This is a genomic window from Paracoccus jiaweipingae (assembly GCF_044335505.1).
GTDB lineage: Bacteria > Pseudomonadota > Alphaproteobacteria > Rhodobacterales > Rhodobacteraceae > Paracoccus.
The window spans coordinates 57,591-78,169 of sequence record NZ_JBISBS010000003.1 but is presented as its reverse complement, the minus strand read 5'-3'; the positions used below and the strand labels follow the sequence as shown (position 1 = coordinate 78,169).

Annotated in this window: 18 protein-coding genes and 1 riboswitch; of the genes, 16 read left to right on the top strand and 2 right to left on the bottom strand. The window is 65.0% G+C overall.

Going from position 1 to position 20,579, the window contains the following annotated elements; translation table 11 throughout:
• Nucleotides 1-150 precede the first annotated feature (150 nt).
• A riboswitch (cobalamin riboswitch) is annotated at nucleotides 151-340 on the top strand.
• A gap of 93 nt (nucleotides 341-433) precedes the next feature.
• The 14 genes from nrdH (at nucleotide 434) to ACFXP9_RS06420 (ending at nucleotide 15,478) form a co-directional block, all read left to right on the top strand.
• Nucleotides 434-658, top strand: coding sequence for a glutaredoxin-like protein NrdH (nrdH, locus tag ACFXP9_RS06485; RefSeq protein ID WP_397207317.1), 225 nt, complete (start codon nucleotides 434-436; stop codon nucleotides 656-658).
• Between the two features lie 78 nt (nucleotides 659-736).
• A complete protein-coding gene (gene nrdI, locus ACFXP9_RS06480; protein ID WP_397207453.1) occupies nucleotides 737-1,120 on the top strand; it encodes a class Ib ribonucleoside-diphosphate reductase assembly flavoprotein NrdI in 384 nt (127 codons plus the stop codon).
• A 47-nt stretch (nucleotides 1,121-1,167) separates the two neighbouring features.
• Nucleotides 1,168-3,273 (top strand): class 1b ribonucleoside-diphosphate reductase subunit alpha, encoded by a 2,106-nt coding sequence (gene nrdE, locus ACFXP9_RS06475; RefSeq protein ID WP_397207455.1) that lies wholly within the window; start codon nucleotides 1,168-1,170, stop codon nucleotides 3,271-3,273.
• Nucleotides 3,274-3,298: 25 nt separating this feature from the next.
• On the top strand, nucleotides 3,299-4,273 hold the full coding sequence (nrdF, locus tag ACFXP9_RS06470; RefSeq protein ID WP_397207319.1) for a class 1b ribonucleoside-diphosphate reductase subunit beta: 975 nt from the start codon (nucleotides 3,299-3,301) through the stop codon (nucleotides 4,271-4,273).
• 147 nt (nucleotides 4,274-4,420) lie between these two features.
• Nucleotides 4,421-5,551 carry an MlaE family ABC transporter permease gene (locus ACFXP9_RS06465; RefSeq protein ID WP_397207321.1) on the top strand — a complete coding sequence of 377 codons (1,131 nt, stop codon included), beginning with the start codon at nucleotides 4,421-4,423 and terminating at the stop codon, nucleotides 5,549-5,551.
• Nucleotides 5,548-6,327 carry an ABC transporter ATP-binding protein gene (locus tag ACFXP9_RS06460; protein ID WP_397207323.1) on the top strand — a complete coding sequence of 260 codons (780 nt, stop codon included), beginning with the start codon at nucleotides 5,548-5,550 and terminating at the stop codon, nucleotides 6,325-6,327. Before ACFXP9_RS06465 ends, ACFXP9_RS06460 begins: the two co-directional genes overlap by 4 nt.
• Before the next feature lie 4 nt (nucleotides 6,328-6,331).
• Complete coding sequence (locus tag ACFXP9_RS06455; protein WP_397207324.1) at nucleotides 6,332-7,612, top strand: MlaD family protein; 1,281 nt, start codon at nucleotides 6,332-6,334, stop codon at nucleotides 7,610-7,612.
• An 8-nt stretch (nucleotides 7,613-7,620) separates the two neighbouring features.
• Entirely contained in the window at nucleotides 7,621-8,274 is a 654-nt protein-coding gene (locus tag ACFXP9_RS06450) for an ABC-type transport auxiliary lipoprotein family protein (protein WP_397207326.1), read from the top strand.
• Nucleotides 8,275-8,280: 6 nt separating this feature from the next.
• Nucleotides 8,281-9,945 (top strand): SulP family inorganic anion transporter, encoded by a 1,665-nt coding sequence (locus ACFXP9_RS06445; protein WP_397207328.1) that lies wholly within the window; start codon nucleotides 8,281-8,283, stop codon nucleotides 9,943-9,945.
• Nucleotides 9,946-10,204: 259 nt separating this feature from the next.
• On the top strand, nucleotides 10,205-11,800 hold the full coding sequence (locus ACFXP9_RS06440; protein ID WP_397207330.1) for an ABC transporter substrate-binding protein: 1,596 nt from the start codon (nucleotides 10,205-10,207) through the stop codon (nucleotides 11,798-11,800).
• Between the two features lie 63 nt (nucleotides 11,801-11,863).
• Entirely contained in the window at nucleotides 11,864-12,871 is a 1,008-nt protein-coding gene (locus ACFXP9_RS06435) for an ABC transporter permease subunit (RefSeq protein ID WP_397207332.1), read from the top strand.
• A 10-nt stretch (nucleotides 12,872-12,881) separates the two neighbouring features.
• Entirely contained in the window at nucleotides 12,882-13,784 is a 903-nt protein-coding gene (locus ACFXP9_RS06430; RefSeq protein ID WP_397207334.1) for an ABC transporter permease subunit, read from the top strand.
• Nucleotides 13,785-13,787: 3 nt separating this feature from the next.
• Nucleotides 13,788-14,621 carry an ABC transporter ATP-binding protein gene (locus ACFXP9_RS06425; protein ID WP_397207336.1) on the top strand — a complete coding sequence of 278 codons (834 nt, stop codon included), beginning with the start codon at nucleotides 13,788-13,790 and terminating at the stop codon, nucleotides 14,619-14,621.
• Nucleotides 14,621-15,478, top strand: a complete 858-nt coding sequence (locus ACFXP9_RS06420; RefSeq protein ID WP_397207339.1) for a dipeptide ABC transporter ATP-binding protein — start codon at nucleotides 14,621-14,623, stop codon at nucleotides 15,476-15,478. Before ACFXP9_RS06425 ends, ACFXP9_RS06420 begins: the two co-directional genes overlap by 1 nt.
• 60 nt (nucleotides 15,479-15,538) lie before the next feature.
• On the opposite strand, the gene ACFXP9_RS06415 is transcribed toward ACFXP9_RS06420, so the two are convergent.
• On the bottom strand, nucleotides 15,539-17,482 hold the full coding sequence (locus ACFXP9_RS06415) for a potassium transporter Kup (protein WP_397207341.1): 1,944 nt from the start codon (nucleotides 17,480-17,482) through the stop codon (nucleotides 15,539-15,541).
• 306 nt (nucleotides 17,483-17,788) lie between these two features.
• Here ACFXP9_RS06415 and aptA point away from each other — a divergent pair, with 306 nt between their 5' ends.
• Both aptA and ACFXP9_RS06405 read left to right on the top strand, forming a co-directional pair.
• Nucleotides 17,789-19,105, top strand: a complete 1,317-nt coding sequence (gene aptA / locus ACFXP9_RS06410) for an omega-aminotransferase AptA (RefSeq protein WP_397207343.1) — start codon at nucleotides 17,789-17,791, stop codon at nucleotides 19,103-19,105.
• A 1-nt stretch (nucleotide 19,106) separates the two neighbouring features.
• The gene (locus ACFXP9_RS06405) at nucleotides 19,107-19,430 is read left to right on the top strand and encodes a cupin domain-containing protein (RefSeq protein WP_397207344.1); all 324 of its coding nucleotides are present in this window, start codon (nucleotides 19,107-19,109) and stop codon (nucleotides 19,428-19,430) included.
• Nucleotides 19,431-19,527: 97 nt separating this feature from the next.
• On the opposite strand, the gene ACFXP9_RS06400 is transcribed toward ACFXP9_RS06405, so the two are convergent.
• Nucleotides 19,528-20,538, bottom strand: a complete 1,011-nt coding sequence (locus ACFXP9_RS06400) for a hypothetical protein (protein ID WP_397207346.1) — start codon at nucleotides 20,536-20,538, stop codon at nucleotides 19,528-19,530.
• Between the last annotated feature and the right edge of the window lie 41 nt (nucleotides 20,539-20,579).

Genomic DNA, 20,579 nt, shown 5'->3' with positions numbered 1-20,579 from the left:
GCGATGGGCGTGGGAAATGCGTTTGATCTTTGCCCCAACCCCCTGATATGCGCGGCAATCCCAACCGGCGGTTGCCGCCCGATCAAGCCTGTGTGACAGAAAAGCAGCCGATGGCACACACACGATATTGACAGTTTTGGCCAGTTCATATCTAAATGATGTGGTCATGGTGCCCCCGGATGCCGGGGGTGAAAATGGGAAGCCGGTGGAAATCCGTCGCTGCCCCCGCAACTGTAAGTGGTTTGTCGCCCCGGTTACCACTGGTCCCTTCGGGGGCCGGGAAGGTGGGGTTGACGCCTTCGCCACAAGCCAGGAGACCTGCCATGGCGCGTGATAACCGACACCGGGCGGAGGGTCCGGCGGCGTGGCGCGGGCCTTGGGACCGGCATCATTCCGCTGTGCTTTTTCCGTCTTCAGACCAAGGACCGAACCAATGACGATCACCGTTTATTCGAAACCCGCCTGCGTCCAATGCACCGCCACCTATCGCGCGCTGGAACAGCGTGGGCTGGATTACACCGTCATCGACCTGTCCGAGGATGCCGAGGCCATGGACCGCGTGACCGCGCTGGGGTATCGTCAGGTGCCGGTGGTCGTGGCCGGTGAACAGCACTGGTCCGGGTTCCGCCCCGACATGATCGGTGCCCTGGCGAACTGAGGCACCCAAGGCCGGGCGGGCGGTCCCTGCGGGCCGCGGGCGCGGCGGTGGTTGATCCGCGATGACATGGGTGGGGATATGGGCGGTCTGGCCTATTATTCGACCGCGTCCGGCAATACCCGGCGCTTCATCGAACGTCTGGGATTGCCGGCGCTGGAAATTACCCGCGATGCGGTGATCGACCGGCCCTATGTGCTGGTGGTGCCGACCTATGCCGATGATGCGGGCCGGGGCGCCGTGCCCAAGCCCGTGATCCACTTTCTTAACAATCCCGGCAACCGCGCCCTGCTGCGCGGGGTTATTGCCGGGGGAAACCGCAACTTTGGACAGTTTTTCGCCTGTGCCGGCGATGTGATCACCAAGAAATGCGGGGTGCCTTGTCTGTACCGGTTCGAACTGGCCGGCACACCCGAGGATACCGACCGCGTCAGACAGGGATTGGAACGATTTTGGACGACCTGAGCCTTGACCGCACCGAAGTGCTGACCGACCCGCGCGCGCCCGCGGATATGGATTTCCACGCGCTGAACGCGATGCTGAACCTGTATGATGAAAACGGGCGCATCAATTTCGAGGCCGACCGCAAGGCCGCGCGTCAGTATTTCCTGCAACATGTGAACCAGAACACGGTTTTCTTTCATTCGCTGAAGGAAAAACTGGGCTATCTGGTCGATGAGGGCTATTACGAGGCCGACGTTCTGGCCCAATACAGCGAAGCCTTCATTCAGAAGATCTGGGACACGGCCTATGCCCGCAAGTTCCGGTTCCGCACCTTCCTGGGGGCATTCAAATATTACACCAGCTATACGCTGAAAACCCGCGACGGAAAGCGTTTCCTGGAACGCTATGAGGACCGGGTCTGCATGGTGGCGCTGACGCTGGCGGCGGGCGATGAAACCATGGCCATGAACCTGATGGAGGAAATCATCGCCGGGCGGTTCCAGCCCGCGACGCCGACCTTCCTGAATGCCGGCAAGGCCCAACGCGGAGAGCTGATTTCCTGTTTCCTGCTGCGGCTGGAAGACAATATGGAATCCATCGGGCGCGGCATCAACAGCGCGCTGCAACTGTCCAAACGCGGCGGCGGCGTCGCCCTGATGCTGACCAACCTGCGGGAATCGGGGGCGCCGATCAAGGGCATCGAAAACCAGTCCTCGGGCGTTATTCCGGTGATGAAGCTGCTGGAAGACAGCTTCAGCTATGCCAACCAGCTTGGCGCGCGTCAGGGCGCCGGGGCGGTTTACCTGAACGCGCATCACCCTGATATTCTGCGCTTTCTGGACACCAAGCGCGAAAACGCGGATGAAAAGATCCGCATCAAGACGCTGTCGCTTGGCGTGGTGGTGCCCGACATTACCTTCGAACTGGCCAAGCGCGACGACGATATGTATCTGTTTTCGCCGCATGACATCCAGAAGGTCTATGGGGTGCCGTTCTCGGAAATTTCGGTCACCGAAAAATACGCCGAGATGGTGGATGACAAGCGCATCCGCAAAACCAAGATCCGGGCGCGGAAATTCTTCGAGATCATCGCGGAAATCCAGTTCGAATCCGGCTATCCCTATCTGATGTTCGAGGATCACGTGAACCGCGCCAACCCGATCAAGGGGCGCATCACCATGTCGAACCTGTGTTCCGAGATCCTTCAGGTCAACGAGGCCTCGGAATATAATGACGACCTGTCTTACAAGCATCTGGGGACGGATATTTCCTGCAACCTTGGCTCGCTGAACATTGCGCGCGTCATGGACGGGCCGGATTTCGGCGCCACCGTGGAAACCGCGATCCGCGCGCTGACGGCGGTGTCGGACCAAAGCCATATCGATTCCGTGCCCTCGATCCGGCGCGGCAATGACGAAAGCCACGCCATCGGCCTGGGCCAGATGAACCTGCATGGCTTTCTGGCGCGTGAACGCATCCAGTATGGCAGCGCGGAAGGCATTGATTTCACGAATATCTATTTCGCCACCATCCTGTTCCACGCGCTGAAAGCCTCGAACCGGATTGCGCGCGAACGCGGTGTGTCCTTCAAGGGGTTCGAAGAGTCGAAATATGCCGATGGCAGTTTCTTCGACACCTATACCGAACGCGACTGGCTGCCCGAAACCGACACTGTGCGGGCGCTGTTCGAGCGTTTCGAAATCACCGTTCCCACGCGCGAGGATTGGGCCGAACTGCGCCAGCAGGTGATGGCGGGCGGGTTGTATAACCGCAACCTGCAAGCCGTGCCGCCGACCGGGTCGATCAGCTATATCAACGATTCGACCAGTTCGATCCACCCCATCGCCTCGCGGATCGAGATCCGCAAGGAAGGCAAGATCGGCCGGGTCTATTACCCCGCGCCCTATATGACCAATGACAATCTGGACTATTACAAGGACGCCTATGAAATCGGCGCCGAGGCGATCATCGACACCTATGCCGCCGCGACACAGCATGTCGATCAGGGCCTGTCGCTGACGCTGTTCTTCCGCGACACCGCGACCACGCGCGACATCAACCGCGCCCAGATCTATGCGTGGAAGAAAGGCATCAAGACCATCTATTACATCCGCCTGCGTCAGATGGCGCTGGAAGGAACCGAGGTTCAGGGCTGTGTGTCCTGCACCCTTTGACGCCGCGCACAGGAAAGATGACCCCATGAATATCCAGACGAAAATGCCCCCGATCAGCGCGGTGAACTGGAACCGGCTTCAGGACGACAAGGACCTTGAGGTCTGGAACCGGCTGACCGGCAATTTCTGGCTGCCCGAAAAGGTGCCGCTGTCCAATGACATTCCCAGCTGGGGCACGCTGACGGCGCAGGAACGCCAGCTGACGATCCGGGTCTTTACCGGCCTGACCCTGCTGGACACGGTGCAAAACACCATCGGCGCCATTTCCCTGATGCCCGACGCCGTGACCCCGCACGAGGAAGCGGTGCTGACCAATATCGCCTTCATGGAGGCGGTTCACGCGCGGTCCTATTCCTCGATCTTCTCGACCCTGTGCCTGACCGCCGAGGTCGACGAAGCCTTCCGTTGGGCCGAGGAAAACCCGCATCTGCAACGCAAGGCGCGGCTGATCGTGGATGAATATCAGGCGGCCTCGGACCCGCTGCGCAAAAAGGTTGCCAGCGTATTTCTGGAAAGCTTCCTGTTCTATTCCGGCTTTTACCTGCCGATGTACTGGTCCTCGCGGGCCAAGCTGACCAATACCGCCGACCTGATCCGGCTGATCATCCGCGACGAGGCCGTGCATGGCTATTACATCGGCTATAAATACCAGAAAGCCGTTGAACGCCTGTCCGAGGCCAAGCGGCAGGAGATGAAGGATTTCGCCTTCGCGATGATGTTCGACCTGTATGACATCGAAAGCCATTACACGGCGGAATTGTATGACAGCGTCGGCCTGACCGAGGACGTCAAGAAATTCCTGCATTACAATGCCAACAAGGCGCTGATGAACCTTGGCTACGAGGCGCTGTTCCCGGCGCAGGTCTGTGATGTGAACCCGGCCATTCTGGCCTCGCTGTCACCGAATGCCGATGAAAACCACGATTTCTTCTCTGGCTCGGGGTCGTCCTATGTGATCGGCAAGGCCGTCGCGACCGAGGACGAAGACTGGGATTTCTGATCCCCGCAGGGACCGGCCCGTCCCGGGGCCGGTTCCGCAACGGCGTGCACGGGGCCGGGCGCCACGTCACCGCCCTTCCCGCAAGCGCGGGTTTGACAAGCCGCGCCGGGCGCGCGATCACCGTGAAAACGGTTTTCGGTGCCTGCCATGTCCCCACGCCCCCCGTCCCGGCCCGGCCAGCCCATCGCCGCCCCTGCCGAGGCATCCGGCCTGTCGGTTCAGCGACAGGGCGATGGCGTGGTACTGCGCGGCGATTTCCGGCTGGCCGATCTGGGGCGGTTGCCGGCTGATCTGGCACAGGCACAGCGGCTGGATCTGTCGGGGCTGACCCGTCTGGACACGGCGGCGGCGTGGTATCTGGCCCGGCGCCGCGCACAGGGCGCACAGCTGATCGCCCTGCCCGCCGATCTGACCGGGTTTTTCGACAGCATCGCCAGCGCCATCCCCACACCTGACCCGACGCCCGAAGCCGCACCGGCATGGCAGCGCGGGCTGGCCCGGCTGGGGCAGCTGGTCACCGGCTTTGGCGCATTTTTGTCGGGCATAGCCGAATATACCGGGCGGTTTCTGGCCGGGCTGGCACATTGCCTGCGCCACCCGCGCGATTTCCGGCTGACCTCGCTGGTGTGGCATTGTCAGGAAACCGGGCTGAAGGCGGTGCCGATCGTGGCGCTGATGGCGTTTCTGATCGGGGTAGTGCTGGCCTTTCAGGGCGCCACGCAGTTGCGCCAGTTCGGGGCCGAGGTGTTTGTCGTCGACCTGATCGCCATTTCCATCCTGCGCGAACTGGGGGTGCTGCTGACCGCCATTATCGTGGCCGGGCGGACGGCATCGGCGCTGACAGCCGCCATCGGGTCGATGAAAATGCGCGAGGAAATCGACGCCATGCGCACGCTGGGGTTGAACCCCGATCTGGTGCTGGTGGTGCCGCGCGTGCTGGCGCTGATCATTACTTTGCCGATTCTGGCGCTGATCGCGGATTTGTCCGGGTTGCTGGGGGGGGCGATCATGTCTTGGGTGGAACTGGGGGTGTCGCCCTCGATGTTCCAGACCCGGCTGATTGCCGATACCAGCGTCGATCATGTCATTGTCGGGCTGTCCAAGGCGCCGGTTTTCGCGCTGATCATCGGTGTGATCGGCTGTCATGCCGGAATGCAGGTCGGGTCTGACGCGGAATCGCTGGGGTCGATGACCTCAAGCGCGGTGGTGCAGGCGATCTTTGCGGTGATCGTGGCCGATGCGCTGTTTTCGGTGTTTTTCGCGCAGGTGGGGATATGACCGAAACCGTGATCGAGATCCGGGGCCTGCGCAACCAGTTCGGCAGTCATGTCGTGCATGACGGACTGGATCTGGACCTGAAGCGCGGCGAGATTTTGGGCGTGGTCGGCGGCTCGGGGACGGGGAAATCGGTGCTGCTGCGCACGATTGTGGGGCTGCGCCGGCCAGAGGCGGGCAGCATCCGGGTGCTGGGAACCGATGTGCTGAATGCCAGCGGCCCGGCGCGCGCGGCGCTGGAACGGCGCTGGGGGGTGATGTTTCAGGACGGGGCGCTGTTTTCCGCCCTCAGCGTGCGCGAAAACGTCGAGGTGCCGCTGCGCGCCATTCCCGGCCTGCCCGCCGATATGCGCGCGGCGCTGGCGGAACTGAAGGTCGCTATGTCGGGCCTGCCATGGTCCGCCAATGACAAATACCCGTCCCAGCTGTCGGGCGGGATGCGCAAGCGCGCCGGGCTGGCGCGGGCGCTGGCGCTGGACCCGGAAATCGTGTTTCTGGACGAACCGACCGCCGGTCTGGACCCGATTGGCGCGGATGCGTTCGACCGCCTGATCCGCAGCCTGTCGCGCGACCTGAACCTGTCGGTGTTTCTGGTCACCCACGATCTGGACACGCTGCACGCCTGTTGCGACCGGGTCGCGGTGCTGGCGGAAAAACGGGTGCTGGCGACCGGGACCATGCAGCAGATGTTGTCCATCGACCATCCTTGGGTGCATGATTACTTTCACGGGCCACGCGCCCGCGCCGCGATGGATTTCGGGCGCGGCAAGGACAGGTAAGGGAATGGAAACGAAAGCCAATTACGTCCTGATCGGGGCTTTCACGCTGGCCGGCTTTCTGGGGCTGCTGCTGTTTCTGATGTGGTTTGCCAAGATCGAGCTGGACCGCCAGTTCGATTATTACGATGTCGACTTCCCCGAGGTTTCCGGGCTGGCCATTGCCTCGGATGTGCGCTTTGCCGGGCTGTCGGTCGGTCAGGTGGTCGATATGAGGCTGTCGCCGCGCCATGACGGCACCGTCCGCGTCCGGCTGGAGGTGCGCGAGGGCACGCCGGTGCGGGTCGATTCCCGCGCCTCGGTCGATACGCAGGGGGTGACGGGGGTGTCCAATGTCGGCATTACCGCCGGCAGCCCCGATGCCGGTCTGCTGAACGATGCCCAACCGGACGGGGTGCCGATCATCCCGGCCACGCGTTCGGTGCTGCAAACGCTTGGCGATCAGGGGCCGGAAATGATCGAGCGGCTGAACACCGTGGCCGAACAGCTGACCCGGTTGCTGGGGGCGGAAAACCAGACCCGCGTCGCGAATATCCTGACCAATGTCGAACGCTCCAGCGGAAATCTGGATGCGGCGATTGCCGATATCTCCTCGGCCACCGACTCGATCGCGTCGGCGGCGGGCGATATTTCCGCCTTTGGCCAGCGGCTTGACGGCCTCAGCGCGGCGGCGACCACGACCCTGTCCAAGGCCGATGCGGCGCTGGACCAGTTCACCCGATCGGCCAGCCGCGCCGATGCCACGCTGGACAGCGCCACCGCGACGCTGGATCAGGCGCGCGATTACATTTCCGGCGATCTGAAAACCCTGACCGCGCGGCTGGATGACACCGCCGCCAGTTTGCAGACAGACCTGTCGGCGCTGACCGGGCGGGCGCAGACATCGCTGGACGGGCTGGACGCCGCCATGGTCGCGGCCGGGCGCACTTTTGAAGGCGCCGACAAGGTCATTAACAAGGATATTGGCCCGATCACCGCCGATCTGCGCGAGACCATGTCGCGTCTGGGGGCGGCGGCGGACCGGCTGGCCGATGAATTGCCGGGCATCACCGAGGGGCTGAAAAACGCCGCCGATTCCGCCGATGCCGCCTTTTCCGGGCTGCGCGCCATGCTGGACAAGATCCGCGGCCCGGTCCAGTCTTTTGCCACCGACGGGCTGGCCCAGATCACCCCGCTGGGACGCGAGATGCGCAGCCTTGTGGCGAATATGAACCAGCTTGTCGCCACCCTGCGCCGCAACCCGTCACAGATCCTGTCCGGGCCGAAACAGCCCGATTTCCGCCGCTGAGGACCGCCATGCCGCTTTTGCCCGCCTGCCTTTCCGCCCTTCGCCCGGCCCTGCTGCTGGGGCTGTCGCTGGCCCTGTCGGGCTGTGGCGCGCTGTCGGCGCTGCAGGGTGAACCCGACCGCGACGTGTACGAGCTGCGCGGCCCCGCCGATGCCCCGCGCCAGTGCCGGGGCAGCCGTCTGGCCGAACTGGTGGTCGAGCCGCCCAAGACCCGCGGCACGCTGGACACCCAGCGCATCATGATCCGCCCCGGCCCGCTGCAAACCCAGTATCTGCCCGATGCGCGCTGGGGCGATACCGTGCCGGTGATGCTGCAATCGCTGCTGGTCGAGGCCTTTGACGACACCGACCGCTTTACCCATGTCGGGCGGGTGCCGCTGGCGGCCTCGGGCGATTTCGCCCTGCTGACCGAGATCCGCGCCTTCAACGCCGAGGTTACCGGCAAGGGCGCGCTGGTCCGGGTTGCGGTCGATGCGCAACTGGTGCGTGAATTCGGCGCCGAGGTCGTGGCCCGTGGGCGGTTCCAAAGTCAGGCCATGGCCCCCAGCACCCGCACCGCCGACCTGATCGCCGCTTTCGACATCGCCACCCGCGATCTGGTGGCGCAGATGACCGGCTGGGGACTGCGCGCCTTTGACGTGAACCCCGCCGCCTGCCGGTAAGACCGGATGCCCGCCCTGCCCGCGCGCTGGCGCGCCGATCTGCTGGCCGGGCTGACACTGGCGGCGGTGGCGATCCCCGAACAGCTGGCGACGGCACGGCTGACCGGGCTGGCGCCCGCAACGGGGCTGCTGGCCTTTGTCGCGGCGGCGCTGGCGATGCGGCTGGTCTCGCGCCAGCCATGGCTGTCGGTGGGCGCCGATTCAACCATTGCCCCGGTGCTGGCGGCGGCGCTGATCCTGCCCGGCGATGCCCATGTCGTGGCGCTGATGGTGGGGCTGGTGCTGGTTTCGGTGCGGCTGTTGCGTCTGGGCTGGCTGGCCACGCTGATATCGGCACCGGTGACCTGTGGCGCGCTGCTGGCGATTGCGCTGCATATCCTGATCGGGCGGCTGCCGGGGCTGTTGGGGCTGACCCTGCCCGAGGCCTCCGGTCTGGCCGCCTTGCTGGCCGGGGTCTGGCAGGACCGCGCCAATGCCCTGCCCGCGCCGGCGGTGCTGGGGCTGGCGGTGACGGTGGGCTGTTTGCTGGCCGAATACCTGCGCCCGCGCGCGCCGGTTGTGTTGCTGGTGCTGCTGACCGCCATCGCGCTGGCGGCGCTGATCGACCCGCAGGGGCATCAGATCGCCCGTCTGGACCCGGCAGCGGCACAGGCGGCGCCGGGCCTGCCGGGCTGGCCCGCCCTGGCGGATCTGGTGCGGCTGTTGCCGGTGGCGCTGATCGTGGGGTTTTTGTGCATGACCCAGACGCAACTGGTGCTGGATTCACTGACCCCCGATGCCCCGCCCGATACCAGCCAGCGCCAGCAGGCCATCCTGTCGGTGGGGCTGGCCAATCTGGCGGCGGGGCTGGCCGGGGCCTTTCCGGTCAATGCCAGCCCGCCGCGCAGCCAGATCGCACGCCGTGCCGGGGCGGTCAGCCCATGGGCCGGGGTGGTGGCGGCGGCGCTGGCGCTGGGGCTGCTGCTGGTGCCGGCGCCGCTGGCGCTGATCCCGGTGCCGGCGCTGGCGGGCCTGCTGATCTTTATCGCGCTGCGGCTGATCCCGGCCCGGCGCATCCGCGACATTGCCCGGCGCAGCCCGGCCGAGCTGCCCCTGGTGGCGGCATCGGCGGGGCTGGTGCTGTTCTTGCCGATTGAAACCGGCATTGCGCTGGCCATGCTGTTATCGGTGCTGCACGCGCTGTCGGTGGCGCTGCGCATCGGCTCGGGTCCGATGGCGCGGTATCGCGGGACCTCGGTCTGGGGTCAGCCCGGTCCGCACAGCCGGGCCGAAACGGTGCCCGGCGTGCTGGTCTTTGCGCTGGGGGCGCCGGTCAGTTTCGTGACCGCGCCCCGGATGGTGGCGGCGGTCGATGCGGCGCTGGCGGCCCTGCCCGCGCCGCCCCGCCTGCTGGTGCTGGAGGCCGCGGGCGTGATCAGCGTCGACATTACCGGCGCGGGCATCCTGTCGGCGGCGATCGGGCGCTGGCGTCAGCGCGGGCTGGTGCTGCGGCTGGCGCGGCTGGAATCGCCGCGCGCCCGTCACGAAGCCCGGCGCACCGGCCTGCTGGACGCGCTGGCGCCCGAGCCGCTGTTTCTGTCGGTCGCCGCCGCGCTGGAGGCCCCCCTGCCGGGCCATGTGCACAACTGTGCAGATCAGGACCAGACGCGGCAATCGGTCACCTTGCCCTGACCAGTTCACGGCGACGCGCGCCAAGGCGCGCACATCAATTGCTGCGCGCTGGAGGTTGATATTCCGGCTTTAATTCGCGGGGAACCAGCGGTTTTTTCTGCGCGGCAGCGAAAGCGCCCCAAACAGGGATGTCCAGAATATGCCGATGTTAACGCGAACAGGGCTTGCGCCCCCGCCCGTGTTCCGCTTGGTTAGACCGCAGTGACCGGCAGGTTTTCGCCAAGCCGGTCGTCCATGGTTCCTGACAGGGAGTGACCACATGAAAATCACCCATATCCTGACCGTATCCGCACTGGCCATCGCGGCTGCGTCAGCGGCACAGGCAAAAACGCTGGTCTATTGCTCGGAAGGCTCGCCCGAGGGGTTTGACCCGGCGGCCTATACCACCGGCACCACCTTTGACGCGGCCTCGCGTCCGGTGTTCAACGGGCTGGTCCAGTTCAAGAAGGGCACGACCGAGATCGAACCCGCGCTGGCCGAAAGCTGGGACGTGTCCGGGGACGGGCTGGAATACACCTTCCACCTGCGCAAGGGCGTCAAGTTCCATGCCAATGACCGCTTTACCCCGTCGCGCGATTTCAACGCCGATGACGTGATTTTTTCCTTCGACCGTCAGGGCAACGAAGACAACCCGTGGAACCAGTATGTTCCGGGCACGACCTATGAATATTACAGCTCGATGGGCATGGCGGACCTGATCAAGTCGATTGAAAAGGTCGACGACAACACCGTCAAATTCGTGCTGAACAAACCCGAGGCCCCCTTTCTGGCCAATCTGGGCATGGATTTCGCGGTCATCCAGTCCAAGGAATATGCCGACAAGCTGGACGCCGATGGCGCCAGGGAATTGCTGAACCAGCAGCCCGTCGGCACCGGCCCGTTCAAGTTCATGGGCTATCAGAAAGACGCGGTGATCCGTTACGTCGCCAATGACGAATACTGGGGTCAGCGCCCCAAGATCGACAATCTGGTCTTTGCGATCACGCCCGATGCCTCGGTGCGGATGCAAAAGCTGCAAGCCGGCGAATGCCACATCATGCCCTATCCGGCGCCCGCCGATATTGCGTCGCTGAAGGCCGACAGCAACCTGACGGTGATGGAACAGCCGGGGCTGAACGTGGCCTATATGGCCTATAACACCACCCTGCCGCCCTTTGACAAGCCAGAGGTCCGCAAGGCGCTGAACATGGCGCTGAACAAGCAGGCCATGGTCGATGCCGTGTTCCAGGGCATGGGTCAGGTTGCCAAGAACCCGCTGCCGCCGACCATGTGGTCGTATAACGACGCGGTCACGGATGATGCCTATGACCCCGAAGCCGCGAAAAAGATGCTGGCCGATGCCGGCGTCACCGATCTGACCATGGATATCTGGGCCATGCCGGTGCAGCGGCCTTACATGCCCAATGCCCGCCGCGCGGCGGAAATGTTCCAGGAAGACCTGTCCAAGGTCGGGGTGAAATCGAATATCGTGTCCTATGAATGGGGCGAATACCTGAAGAAATCGGGCGAAAAAGACCGCACCGGCGCCGTGATTCTGGGCTGGACGGGCGATAATGGCGACCCCGACAACTTCCTTGGGGTGCTGTTGTCCTGCGACGCGGCTGACAAGGGTGCGAACCGGGCGTTCTTCTGCAACGAGGATTTCGACGCCATTCTGGCCAAGGCCCGCGAAACCACCGATCAGGCTGAACGCACCAGGCTGTATGAAGACGCTCAGGTGATGTTCAAGGAACAGGCCCCGTGGGCGACGCTGGCGCATTCCAGCGTGGTGATGCCGATGTCGGCCAAAGTCACCGGCTATATCATGAGCCCGCTTGGCACCCACCAGTTCGACGAAGTCGACATCGCCGAATAAACCCAACCCTTCAACAAGGCCGCGCCCCGCATCCGCTGTGGCGCGGCCTATGGTATTTGCGGCATGATACGCTTTCTTCTTGGCAAACTGGCCTATCTGGTTCCGACCTTTCTGGGCATCACCATCATCGCCTTCGGTTTTGTCCGGGTGCTGCCGGGCGACCCGGTGCTGCTGATGGCCGGCGAACGCGGCATGTCCGCTGAACGCTATGCGCAGATCAGCCATCAGCTTGGCTTTGACCAGCCGCTGTGGGCGCAATATCTGGACTTTCTGGGACGGCTGATGCAGGGCGATCTGGGCACCTCGCTGGTGACCAAAAAGCCGGTGCTGACGGAATTCTTTTCGCTGTTCCCGGCGACGGTGGAACTGGGGATCTGCGCGATCCTGCTGGCCACGCTGATCGGCATTCCCGCCGGCGTTCTGGCCGCGATCAAGCGCGGGTCGTGGTTTGACCAGATCACCATGGGCACAGCGCTGGTGGGCTATTCCATGCCGATTTTCTGGTGGGGCCTGCTGCTGATCATTTTCTTTTCCGGCATTCTGGGCTGGACGCCGGTTTCGGGGCGGATCAGCCTGTTGTTCTTTTTCGACCGCGTGACCGGGTTCATGCTGATCGACAGCCTGCTGTCGGGCCAGCCGGGCGCGTTCCGGTCCGCGCTCAGCCACCTGATCCTGCCATCCATTGTGCTGGCCACGATCCCGCTGGCGGTGATTGCCCGCCAGACCCGGTCCGCCATGCTGGAGGTTCTGGGCGAGGATTACGTTCGCACCGCCCGCGCCAAGGGCATGGGGCCGGGGCGCGTCATCGGCGTGCACGCGCTGCGCAATGCGATGATCCCGGTGATCACCACCATCGGCCTGCAAATCGGGGTGATGATGGCTGGCGCGATCCTGACCGAGACGATCTTTTCCTGGCCCGGCATCGGCAAATGGATGGTCGATTCCATCTCGCGCCGGGACTATCCGGTGGTGCAGGGCGGGCTTTTGATCATCGCCGCCATCGTCATGGTGGTGAACCTTGCGGTTGACCTGCTTTACGGGCTGATCAACCCGCGCATCCGGCATCAGTAAGGGGGCAGATATGACCGACGTGACACATAATGGCCCCAGGCCCGGCAGCTTGCGCCACCGGCTGGCCGAATTCTGGTTCTATTTCAGCGAAAACAAGGGCGCGGTGATCGGGCTGTGGGTATTCGTGCTGCTGGTGGTGCTGGCGCTGCTGGCACCGCTGATCGCGCCGCACAGCCCCACGCATCAATACCGCGACGCGCTGTTGCTGCCGCCCTTCTGGCAGGATGGCGGCAGCAGCGATTACCTGCTTGGCACCGATGCGGTGGGGCGCGATATCCTGTCGCGGCTGTTGTTCGGGGCGCGCTATTCGCTGTTTATCGGCGTGGTCGTGGTTACCATCGCCCTGCTTGGCGGGGTGGTGATCGGGCTGGTCGCGGGGTTTTTCGGCGGCTGGGTCGATACCGTCATCATGCGGGTGATGGATGTGATTCTGGCCTTTCCGTCGCTTTTGCTGGCGCTGGTGCTGGTGGCGGTGCTGGGGCCGGGGCTGACCAATGCGATGATCGCCATCGCGCTGGTGTTGCAGCCGCATTTCGCCCGCCTGACCCGCGCCGCGGTGATGGCGGAAAAGAACCGCGAATATGTCATGGCCGCGCGGGTGGCAGGGGCGGGCAAGCTGCGGCTGATGTTCCGCACCATCCTGCCCAACTGCCTGGCACCGCTGATCGTGCAGGCGACGATGTCGTTTTCCAACGCCATTCTGGACGCCGCGGCGCTTGGCTTTCTGGGCATGGGCGCACAGCCGCCGACGCCGGAATGGGGCACCATGCTGGCCGAGGCGCGCGAATTCATCCTGCGCGCCTGGTGGGTCGTGACCCTGCCCGGTCTGGCCATTCTGATCACGGTGCTGGCCATCAACCTGATGGGCGACGGGCTGCGCGATGCCCTTGACCCCAAACTGAAGCGGAGCTGAGCCATGCCACTGCTTGAAATCCGCAACCTGACCGTCAGTTTCGACACCGCCGCCGGCCCGTTCCGGGCCGTGGACGGGGTCAGTTTCGACGTGGACGCACACGAGGTTCTGGCCATTGTCGGGGAATCCGGCAGCGGCAAATCGGTGTCGATGCTGGCGACAATGGGCCTGCTGCCCGCCACCGCCACGGTGACCGCCGACCGGCTGACCTATGACGGGCACGACCTGCTGAACATGCCCGCGCGCGCGCGCCGTCAGATCATCGGGCGCGACATTTCGATGATCTTTCAGGAACCGATGGCCAGCCTGAACCCCTCTTTCACCGTTGGTTTCCAGATCGAGGAAGTGCTGCGCAAGCATCTGGGCCTGACCGGCCGCGCCGCGCGGGACCGCGCGATCGAACTGTTCAGCGCGGTCGGCATCCCCCACCCCGAGGAACGCATCCACAGCTATCCGCACCAGATGTCGGGCGGCCAGTGCCAGCGGGTGATGATCGCCATCGCGATTGCCTGTAATCCGCGCCTGCTGATCGCGGATGAGCCGACCACGGCGCTGGATGTGACCATCCAGAAACAGATCCTGGATCTGCTGATGGATTTGCAGGAAGAACACGGCATGGCGCTGATCCTGATCACCCATGACATGGGGGTGGTGGCCGAAACCGCCGACCGCGTGGTGGTTCAGTATAAAGGCCGCAAGATGGAAGAGGCCGACGTGCTGTCGCTGTTCGAAAACCCGCAAAGCGGCTATACCCGCGCGTTGTTGTCGGCCCTGCCCGAAAACGCCACCGGCGACCGCCTGCCCACCGTCGGCGACTATACCGAGGAGGACGCCTGATGACCGATATCGTTCTGGAAGGCCGCGCCATTACCCGCGATTACCATGTCCGTCAGGGCCTGCTTGGCGGGGTGAAAACGGTGCGGGCGCTGAAGGGCATCGACTTTGCCGTCGAACGCGGCAAGACGCTGGCCATCGTGGGCGAATCCGGCTGTGGCAAGTCGACACTGGCGCGGATCATCACCCTGATCGACCCGGCCACGACCGGCGAATTGCTGATCGAAGGTCAGCCCGTCGATATCGCGCGTCAGAAGGTGACGCGGGATCTGCGATCCAAGGTGCAGATCGTGTTTCAGAACCCCTATGGCTCGCTCAACCCGCGCCAGAAGGTGGGGGATGTGCTGACCGAACCGCTGATCCTGAACACCAGCCTGCCCGGCGCCGAACGCCGCAAACGCGCGCTGGAGATGCTGGAACGTGTCGGCCTGAAGCCTGAACATTACAACCGCTATCCGCATATGTTCTCGGGCGGGCAGCGCCAGCGGATCGCGATTGCGCGCGCCTTGATGCTGAACCCGTCGCTGCTGGTGCTGGACGAACCGGTTTCGGCGCTGGACCTGTCGGTGCAGGCGCAGGTGCTGAACCTGCTGGCCGATTTGCAGGATGAAATGAACCTGACCTATGTGTTCATCAGCCATGACCTGTCGGTCGTGCGCTATATCGCGGATGACGTGATGGTCATCTATATGGGCGAGGTGGTCGAACACGCGCCCCGCGATGCGATCTTTGCCAATCCCCGGCATGAATACACGCAAAAGCTGTTCGCCGCGACGCCGGTGGCCGATGTCGACGCCATCCGCGCCCGCGTCGCCGCCCGCAGCGCCGCCCGCGCCGCGCGGGCAGCAGCCGCCAGCTGACACAGCCCCCTTGCGACAGCGCCAAGGCCCCGCCCGCCCGGCGGGGCCTTTTCGTTTGCGTTACAGGTTGATCTGCTGCCCCAGCTCGACCACCCGGTTCGAGGGCAGGCGGTAAAAATTCGTCGGCTCGGACGCGCTGCGATACAGCCCGGCATAAAGCCGCGCCGCCCAATGCGGCATCAGGCGCCCCTTGCCGACGCGCAGGCTGCGGCGGTTCAGGAAATAAGAGGTGGACATGATGTCAAACCGCTGTCCCAGATCGCGCGCCGCAGCCAGGGCGCGCGGCACATTGGGCTGTTCCATATAGCCAAAGCGCAGCCAGACCCGCCAGAACCGGGGGGCGACCTCTTCCATGTGCAGGCGGCTGTCATCAGCGACGCGCGGGCTGTTGGCGGTGACGATGGTGACCACGAAATTGCGTTCGTGCAGGACCTGATTATGCTTGAGGTTATGCATCAGCGCCGGCGGCGCCACGCGCAGATCGGCGGTCAGAAACACCGCCGTGCCCGGCACGATGACGGGCGGTTTTTCGGCCAGTTTGCGCGCGATCAGGTCCAGCGACACCGATTCCGCCCGCAGCTTGGCCTGCACCCGCGCCGAGCCGCGCAGCCAGACCGCCATCATGGTGATTGCCACCGCCGCCAGTGCCAGCGGGATATATCCGCCATCCAGCACCTTTGCCATATTGGCGAAGAAAAAGATCAGCTCGATCCCCAGAATCGGGACCATGACCAGCGCAATCGTCCACCAGCGCCAGTTCCACGCCCACCGGAACACGATGATCGCCAGCATCGAGGTGATCACCATATCCCCCGTCACCGCGATGCCATAGGCATTGGCCAGCGCCGCCGATGACCCGAAGGCCAGCACCAGCGCCACCACCCCGGTCAGCAGCAGCATATTGATCCGGGGCATGAACACCTGCCCGCGCTGCGTGTCCGAGGTGTGGCGGATCTCAAGCCGCGGGATCAGCCCCAGTTGCACCGCCTGCTGCGCCACCGAAAACGCGCCCGAAATCACCGCCTGACTGGCAATCACCGTTGCCAGCGTCGCCAGCAGGATCAGCGGCAGGGTAAACCAGTCCGGCGCCATCAGAAAGAACGGATTGACGGCGGTTTGCGGGTCGGCCAGCACCATCGCGCCCTGCCCCAGATAGGCCAGCACCAGCGCCGGCAGCACCAGCGACCCCCAGGCGATGCGCACCGGCCCGCGCCCGAAATGGCCCATATCGGCATACAGCGCCTCGGCCCCGGTGACGGCCAGAAACACCGACCCCAGCACCGGCATGGCGGACAGCCCCTTGGTGAACAGGAATTCCGCCGCCCGCAGCGGGTTCAGCGCCAGCAGGATGCGCCCGTCATCGGCAATATGGCTGAGGCCCAGAACCGCCATGGTCCCGAACCAGATCACCATCACCGGGCCGAAAAACCGCGCCACGCGTTCGGTGCCTGACCGCTGGACCCAGAACAGCGCAAACACCACCGCCAGCGTCAGCGGCACCACCCAGCCCTGCGCGGCGGGCAGGATCAGGTCCAGCCCCTCGATCGCGGACATCACCGAAATGGCCGGCGTGATCATGGCATCGCCAAAAAACAGCGACACCCCCACCACCCCCAGCAACAGCAACCCGCGCGAGCGTCCGCCAAGGGCCTCGGTCGCCTTGGCCACCAGCGACAGGGTGCCGCCCTCGCCGTTATTGTCGGCGCGCAGGATCAGGGCGACATATTTGACCGTCACGATCAGCATCACCGTCCATAACAGCAGCGACACGATGCCGATCACGGCGGTCTGCTGCATCCCTTCCTCATGCGCATGGGCCAGCGATTCGCGCAGCGCATAAAGCGGCGAGGTGCCGATATCGCCATAGACCACGCCAATCGCCGCCAGCGTCAGCGCCGCACGCGCGCCGCCGCCATGGCCGTGATCGTGACGTTCGGGAAAGGGGTGAAACGCGCCGGCGCTTTCGGGCTGCGGCAGGTCGGGGCTGGATTGCGGGTCGCTCATCCTGATGTCCTTGGGCGTCGCGGCATTGCCACGCGTCGCCCGATTATCGCCAGTGACACTGCCGTGGCAAGGGTTGTGACCACAACCTGCCCCGGCGAATGCCCGGCGTCACCGCCCGGCCACAGCCGCAACCCGCACAAGCGGGGTATCGGCGCGCCTTTCGCCGGTCCCTGCTGCGGCAGGACCGTCAGGCCATTCAGGGCAGGTCACACAGCCGCGTCCCCCGCGCCCCGCGCATGGCGGCGCTTGACGGCGCGCAGGGCGGTGCTAGCGTCAGGCGATCAGCCCTTTCGCACAGGTTTTGCCATGACCGCCACACCGCCCACCCCCAATGACCTGCGCGCCTTCTGGATGCCCTTTACCGCCAACCGCCAGTTCAAATCGGCGCCGCGGATGCTGGTTGCGGCGCAGGACATGCATTACACCACCAGCGATGGCCGTCAGGTGCTGGATGGCACGGCGGGGCTGTGGTGCTGCAATGCCGGGCACGGGCGCGCGCCGATCACGCAGGCCATCAGCCGGCAGGCCGCGCAGATGGATTACGCCCCCGCCTTCCAGATGGGCCATCCGCTGGCCTTCGATCTGGCCAACCGGCTGGCCGATCTGGCCCCCGAGGGGCTGGAACATGTGTTTTTCACCAATTCCGGCTCGGAATCCGTGGATACCGCGCTGAAGATCGCGCTGGGGTATCACCGCGCCCGTGGCGAGGGTCAGCGCACCCGCCTGATCGGGCGCGAGCGGGGCTATCACGGGGTGGGCTTTGGCGGCATCACCGTCGGCGGCATCGTGTCGAACCGCCGCAGCTTCCTGACCCTGCCCGGCGCCGACCACCTGCCGCATACGCATCTGCCGCAAAACCGCATGACGCGCGGCCAGCCCCTGCACGGCGCCGAACTGGCCGACGAGCTGGAGCGGATTCTGGCCCTGCACGGCCCCGAAACCGTCGCAGCCGTCATTGTCGAGCCCATGGCCGGATCGACCGGCGTTCTGTTGCCGCCCAAAGGATACCTGCAACGCCTGCGCGAAATCACCCGCCAGCACGGAATCCTGCTGATCTTTGACGAGGTGATCACCGGCTTTGGCCGCCTTGGCAGCGCCTTCGCGGCACAGCATTTCGGCGTCGTGCCCGACATGATCACCACCGCCAAGGGCCTGTCGAACGGCGTCATCCCGATGGGCGCGGTCCTGACCAGCGCCGCGATCCACGACGCCTTCATGACCGGTCCCGAACATATGATCGAGCTGTTCCACGGCTATACCTATTCCGGCAACCCGATCGCCTGTGCCGCCGCGCTGGCGACGCTGGACATCTATCGTGACGAGGATCTGTTCGCGCGCTGCGCCGGTCTGGCGGACTACTGGCAGGACCGCCTGCACGCGCTGGCCAACCTGCCGCATGTGGTCGATATCCGCAATATGGGCCTGATCGGCGCGGTGGAACTGGCCCCCGGCGACCAGCCCGGCAAGCGCGGTTTCGATGTCTTTGTCCGCGCCTTCGAAAGGGGCGCCATGGTGCGCGTCACCGGCGACACCATCGCCCTGTCGCCGCCGCTGATCATCAGCAAGGACCAGATCGACACCCTGATCGGCATTCTGGCCGACGCCATCCGCGAGGTTGCCTGACATGACCCCCGACCCCACGAACACCCCCGACGCTGACGACGATACCCCCGAAGTTGTCGCCACGCCGCTGATGGAAAACGACCGGGTGCGCGTCACCCGCTTTGACTTTGCCCCCGGCGCGCAGACCGGCTGGCACCGGCATCCGCTGGACTATGTCATCACCACGCTGACCGATTGCCACCTGCGCCTGATGCTGCCGGGGGGCGAGGTTCGCGACAGCCTGATCCCCGCCGGTCAGGCCTATACCCGCCCGGAAGGGACCGAACATAACGTCGTCAATGCCGGCACCGCCCCCATGGCCTTTATCGAGGTCGAGCTGAAATAGACCCCCACCCTGCGGATCAGGCCCGCGCGGCACGGCCGCAAGCCGGCTGGCCGGGCGTGATGCGGCGCCCCGCCGGGGCACCGCGTGCGCCGTGCCCTCAGCGCGCGGTTTCGCGCAGGATGCGGCCATTGGGCGCGATCTCGACCGTGACGGCCTCGCCCTGCGGGTTGGTGGCGGCGATCAGGCCGCGCGGCCCGGCGCGGTCAATCGCCCCCAGATCGGTATATCCGGCATCGCGGGCCGCCTGACGAATGGCGTCATCCGGCATCGGTGCGGGCGGCTGGCCCATCGCGCCCCCGGCGCCCTGACCGGCACCCTGTCCCATCCGGGGACCATTGCCCATGCCCTGACCGGCGCCATTGCCGTCACCATTCCGGGGGCCGTCATCATTCCGGGGGCCGCCCATGGCGGGGCCATCGCCCTGCCCCATGTGCGAACCGCGCCGGTCGTGCGGGCGGTCGTCGTCATCATCGCCCCAGCTGCGGCCACCCCATTTGCCGCCCTTTCTGTCATCGCCGGACCGGTCATCATCGTCCCAGCCCCGATGCTCTTTGTGGTCTTTACGTCCCTTGTGGTCCTTGTGACCTTTGCGGTCATAGCCCTTCTTGCCGCCAAACCCGTCATCGCCACGGCTGAAATGCGCCAGCTTGCCGCTGGGGTCAAAGCCGATGCGGATATGCTGGCCATCGGCATCCTTGCCCATCACCATGGTGCCGCGCGCATCGGCCTGCATGACCGCGTGGATCGTGGCGATCTGCGCCAGCATCGCATCGTCGCGCAGCGCCTGGGGCAACACCGCTTCCAGCATCGCCCGCGGCAAGGCCCCGTCATCGCTGCCGATCATTGCCAACTGGCCGTCAGGCGTCAGCATGGCGCGGAAATCGCTGCCATCGGCCAGCTTGCCGGTCACACGGGTGCCACCGCGTCGTGCGGGGGCGGTATGAATGTCGCGCAGCCCTTCGACCATCAGCGCCGGCGGCAACTGGCCCTGCACCTGTGCCGGGGTCCGGGGCTGGGTTTGCGCCTGCGCCACCCCCGCCAGCGGCGCCGCCGCCAGCGCCATCAGCGTCACAATCGCAGTGCTGCGTTTAAGGGAAAACAAGATCATGGTCACATCCTTTATTAACCGTCTTGCGGGGCAGCGCGCCC

Bases quoted from the DNA above. Each gene is read 5' to 3' on its own strand.
- nrdH (WP_397207317.1), top strand. From the start codon at position 434: ATGACGATCACCGTTTATTCGAAACCCGCCTGCGTCCAATGCACCGCC.
- nrdI (WP_397207453.1), top strand. From the start codon at position 737: ATGGGCGGTCTGGCCTATTATTCGACCGCGTCCGGCAATACCCGGCGC.
- nrdE (WP_397207455.1), top strand. From the start codon at position 1,168: ATGGATTTCCACGCGCTGAACGCGATGCTGAACCTGTATGATGAAAAC.
- nrdF (WP_397207319.1), top strand. From the start codon at position 3,299: ATGAATATCCAGACGAAAATGCCCCCGATCAGCGCGGTGAACTGGAAC.
- ACFXP9_RS06465 (WP_397207321.1), top strand. From the start codon at position 4,421: ATGTCCCCACGCCCCCCGTCCCGGCCCGGCCAGCCCATCGCCGCCCCT.
- ACFXP9_RS06460 (WP_397207323.1), top strand. From the start codon at position 5,548: ATGACCGAAACCGTGATCGAGATCCGGGGCCTGCGCAACCAGTTCGGC.
- ACFXP9_RS06455 (WP_397207324.1), top strand. From the start codon at position 6,332: ATGGAAACGAAAGCCAATTACGTCCTGATCGGGGCTTTCACGCTGGCC.
- ACFXP9_RS06450 (WP_397207326.1), top strand. From the start codon at position 7,621: ATGCCGCTTTTGCCCGCCTGCCTTTCCGCCCTTCGCCCGGCCCTGCTG.
- ACFXP9_RS06445 (WP_397207328.1), top strand. From the start codon at position 8,281: ATGCCCGCCCTGCCCGCGCGCTGGCGCGCCGATCTGCTGGCCGGGCTG.
- ACFXP9_RS06440 (WP_397207330.1), top strand. From the start codon at position 10,205: ATGAAAATCACCCATATCCTGACCGTATCCGCACTGGCCATCGCGGCT.
- ACFXP9_RS06435 (WP_397207332.1), top strand. From the start codon at position 11,864: ATGATACGCTTTCTTCTTGGCAAACTGGCCTATCTGGTTCCGACCTTT.
- ACFXP9_RS06430 (WP_397207334.1), top strand. From the start codon at position 12,882: ATGACCGACGTGACACATAATGGCCCCAGGCCCGGCAGCTTGCGCCAC.
- ACFXP9_RS06425 (WP_397207336.1), top strand. From the start codon at position 13,788: ATGCCACTGCTTGAAATCCGCAACCTGACCGTCAGTTTCGACACCGCC.
- ACFXP9_RS06420 (WP_397207339.1), top strand. From the start codon at position 14,621: ATGACCGATATCGTTCTGGAAGGCCGCGCCATTACCCGCGATTACCAT.
- ACFXP9_RS06415 (WP_397207341.1), bottom strand. From the start codon at position 17,482: ATGAGCGACCCGCAATCCAGCCCCGACCTGCCGCAGCCCGAAAGCGCC.
- aptA (WP_397207343.1), top strand. From the start codon at position 17,789: ATGACCGCCACACCGCCCACCCCCAATGACCTGCGCGCCTTCTGGATG.
- ACFXP9_RS06405 (WP_397207344.1), top strand. From the start codon at position 19,107: ATGACCCCCGACCCCACGAACACCCCCGACGCTGACGACGATACCCCC.
- ACFXP9_RS06400 (WP_397207346.1), bottom strand. From the start codon at position 20,538: ATGATCTTGTTTTCCCTTAAACGCAGCACTGCGATTGTGACGCTGATG.